Annotated in this window: 3 protein-coding genes and 1 tRNA gene; 1 reads left to right on the top strand and 3 read right to left on the bottom strand. The window is 65.5% G+C overall.

Features of this window, described 5'->3' with window-relative positions; genetic code table 11:
• Positions 1 to 39: 39 nt before the first annotated feature.
• The 3 genes from AB4Y84_RS17375 to AB4Y84_RS17365 form a co-directional block, all read right to left on the bottom strand.
• Positions 40 to 125, bottom strand: a tRNA-Tyr gene (locus tag AB4Y84_RS17375).
• A gap of 142 nt (positions 126 to 267) precedes the next feature.
• A complete protein-coding gene (locus tag AB4Y84_RS17370; protein ID WP_312106324.1) occupies positions 268 to 1,278 on the bottom strand; it encodes an isoaspartyl peptidase/L-asparaginase family protein in 1,011 nt (336 codons plus the stop codon).
• A gap of 110 nt (positions 1,279 to 1,388) precedes the next feature.
• On the bottom strand, positions 1,389 to 2,408 hold the full coding sequence (locus AB4Y84_RS17365; protein ID WP_442244792.1) for a cyanophycinase: 1,020 nt from the start codon (positions 2,406 to 2,408) through the stop codon (positions 1,389 to 1,391).
• Between the two features lie 170 nt (positions 2,409 to 2,578).
• Here AB4Y84_RS17365 and AB4Y84_RS17360 point away from each other — a divergent pair.
• Positions 2,579 to 3,175 (top strand): TonB-dependent receptor plug domain-containing protein (locus tag AB4Y84_RS17360; RefSeq protein WP_442250535.1); only part of this gene is annotated, 597 nt, incomplete at its 3' end.

Raw genomic sequence — 3,175 nt, 5'->3', positions numbered from 1 at the left:
GAACTACTCCCGCACCGGGAATGTGCCACAACATGAAGCTGGTGGAGGGAGGTGGATTCGAACCACCGAAGGCGTAAGCCAGCAGATTTACAGTCTGCCCCCGTTGGCCGCTTGGGTATCCCTCCTTACCACCCCATTCCGTGCCGCCGAAGCGTTGCGGTGTGTGGTGGTGAGCCCGCAATTCTGGAGATGAAGCGGGGGTCTGTCAACGCTTTTTTTCACTTTTTTTCACGCGCGTCGCAAACCCCTTGATACGCAAGGGTCTGCTCAAGGCAGCGCGATTGGCTCGTCGGCAAAGATGGCCACATGGGCGACGCCATCGGCCCCGATCCAGCCTCGATACATGCCCTGGGTGTTGAACGGCGCTGCCGCTTTTCCATCTGCAGAGAGCACGATCGCCCCGCCGTCGCCGCCCATCTGCGGAATCGCGTCGTTGATCACGCCCTTGCCCGCCTGTTCCGGCGACTGACCGAGGTAGCGCATGCGCGCGCAGATCTCATGGGCTGCCGCGGTACGGATGTAGTACTCGCCCCAACCGGTACCCGATACCGCACAACGCGCATCGGCCCAGGTGCCGGCACCGATGATCGGCGAATCGCCGACACGTCCATAGCGCTTGTTGGTCATGCCGCCGGTGGAAGTGCCCGCAGCAAGATGCCCCTGCGCATCCAGGGCCACCGCACCGACCGTGCCGAAGTGCTTGGCGGTTTCCAGGTCGGCATGCGCCTGCCCACTCGCTTCTTCCTTCAATGCACGCTGCAGCTGCTGCCAACGCTTGTCGGTGCGGAAGTAGGAGGGGTCGACCAGGGTCACGCCCTGTTCGTTGGCGAAAGCTTCGGCGCCCTGCCCCACCATCATCACGTGCCTGGACTTCTGCATCACCGTCTGCGCGAGGAGGATCGGGTTGCGCACGCGCTGCACGCCGGCCACTGCGCCGGCTGCCTGGGTGGCACCGTCCATCACCGCGGCGTCCAGTTCATTGCGGCCTTCGTGGGTGAACACCGCGCCCTTGCCCGCGTTGAAGGTCGGATCGTCCTCGAGCACGGTGATGGCCGCGGTGACCGCCGCCAATGCCGGACGCCCGGCTGCAAGTTCGGCATGGCCCTTCAGCAATGCCGCCTTCAGCGCAGCGCGCGCGGCCTGCTCTTCCGCCGGAGAGAGATCCTTGCGCTCCACGCCGGCACCGCCGTGGATGACCAGCAGCGGTGATGCAGCGGGTGCGGCCTGGGCCAGCAGTGGCAGGGACAACAGCGCGGACAACGCCAGGCGCAGTTTCATCGGGTACGTCTCCAGGGTAGTTCAGGGAATGGGCTGTGCTGGTAGTGCCGGCCGCTGGCCGGCAACGCCTTGCCAATGATGCATCCAGGGGGGCCGGCCAGCGGCCGGCACTACCGGCGGACGACCTCAATCTCGCCGTCGTTGATGTCAGCCAAGGCCTCGTAGGCCGCGTCGGCCTGCAGGTCATCCAGGCGCATGCGACTACCGCTGGCAACCACAGTCACCGGCACTGCATGGAAGCGCAGGGGTTCACCTTCCACCAACCGATCGGCATCGCGTCCGGGGCTGACCACCCAGACCTTGCCTTCGCCGTCGGCACTGTAGACCTGGGCCTGGCCATCAGGCTCCACGCACAGGGCCGTGTCTTCGTCGACGCCGATACCGACCATGTCCGGGTCACCACTGTCATGCGCCGCGCGGGCCACGAACACGATCAGGCGACCGAGACGGTCGCGCTTGTCGAAGTGGGTGTCGGTGACCACCCGCTGCAGATAGGGCAACTGCAGGAAGCCGCGATCCAGGGTGACGGCCTCGCCCATCGGATCGGCCATGGCGCTGGCCGAATCGATGCTGCCGCCGTCCAGCGCGCCATAGGCGTAGCCGCCGAGGATGGCCAGCCCGGCGCTGGTGCCGGCAATCGGCTTGCCGGCGCGCACGTGCGCATTCAGTGCGCGATTGAGTGCGGTGCCCTTCCAGAAGCTGATGTAGCGGGACTGATCGCCGCCGGCGATGAAGATCGCATCGGCCGCAGCCACGACCCGCAGTACGGCCGGGTCATCGGCGCCGCGGCGGTTGTCGAACACCAGGGTCTGCACGGCGGTGGCGCCACCAATCTCCCGGTACAGACGGTCCTGCAACTCATCCGTGCCGGAGGCGCGCAGGATCAGCACACGGCCATTGCCGGCCTGGCGCAGCCACCACTGGAAGGCTTCCGGCACCCATTCGCCGCCACCCATCAGCATCATCGCGGGGGCTCGCGGCCCGGGCCGCGGCGCATCCAGATCGCCCACTTCGTAGTAGGCGAAGCCCGGGTCCATCAGTTCCTGTGCCGCCGCCGGCGATGACCAGCAGAACGCCGACAGCAGCAGGGCGATGAGCGGGGCACGCAGCCCGTAGCGAAGGCGTCGCATCTTGATCTCCCTGAACAAAAACGACCTGCAACCGTTTTCACTCTTTGCCAGACATATCCCCAGTAGTCAAGGACATAAAAAAGGCGTTAAATGCGCGCGCCCATTGCTGAAATGTGAATGGGGGACAGGGCCCCTCCTCTGTGGGCCGGCATTACTTCCGAGAATTTCTCATGCGTAGACAGGCGATGGCGTGGTCGATCCAGCTGGCGTTGATGGGCGTTGCTGCTTCGGCGGCGGCACAGACTCCCGCTTCCTCTTCGGTACAACAGCTGGATGCGGTGCAGGTGACCGGCTCGCGCATCCCGCGCGCCCAGGTGGAAGGACCGGCGCCGATCACCGTCATCAACGCAGAGCAGATCCGCTCCAGCGGCTTCACCACTGTGCCGGACGTGCTGCGCGCGATGACCCAGAACGGCGGTGAGACGCAGAGCCAGCAGTCCTCGGGGGGTGCCGACTTCTCGCCGGGCGCGCAGCAGGTCGACCTGCGTGGGCTGGGCCCGAACCACACGCTGGTGCTGGTCAACGGCCGCCGCATCGCCGACTTCCCGATGCCGTTCAAGGGCCGCAGCAACTTCACCGATGTGTCCAACATTCCGCTGGGCATGATCGACCGCATTGAAGTGCTGACCGGCAGTGCGTCGGCCATCTACGGCTCGGATGCGATTGCCGGCGTGGTCAATTTCATCCTGAAGAAGAAGGCCGATGGCACCACCATCGACATGCGCATGGGCACCACCACCGAAGGCGGTGGTGAATCGTTCGACATG

Origin of the sequence: Stenotrophomonas sp. 2YAF22, assembly GCF_052114665.1 — a bacterium.
Classification (GTDB): domain Bacteria; phylum Pseudomonadota; class Gammaproteobacteria; order Xanthomonadales; family Xanthomonadaceae; genus Stenotrophomonas; species Stenotrophomonas indicatrix.
The sequence above is the reverse complement of the archived record's forward strand: the minus strand, read 5'-3'. Positions and strand labels throughout refer to the sequence as shown.

Coding starts and splice junctions, on each gene's coding strand:
- AB4Y84_RS17365 (WP_442244792.1), bottom strand. CDS start 2,408: ATGCGACGCCTTCGCTACGGGCTGCGTGCCCCGCTCATCGCCCTGCTG.
- AB4Y84_RS17370 (WP_312106324.1), bottom strand. CDS start 1,278: ATGAAACTGCGCCTGGCGTTGTCCGCGCTGTTGTCCCTGCCACTGCTG.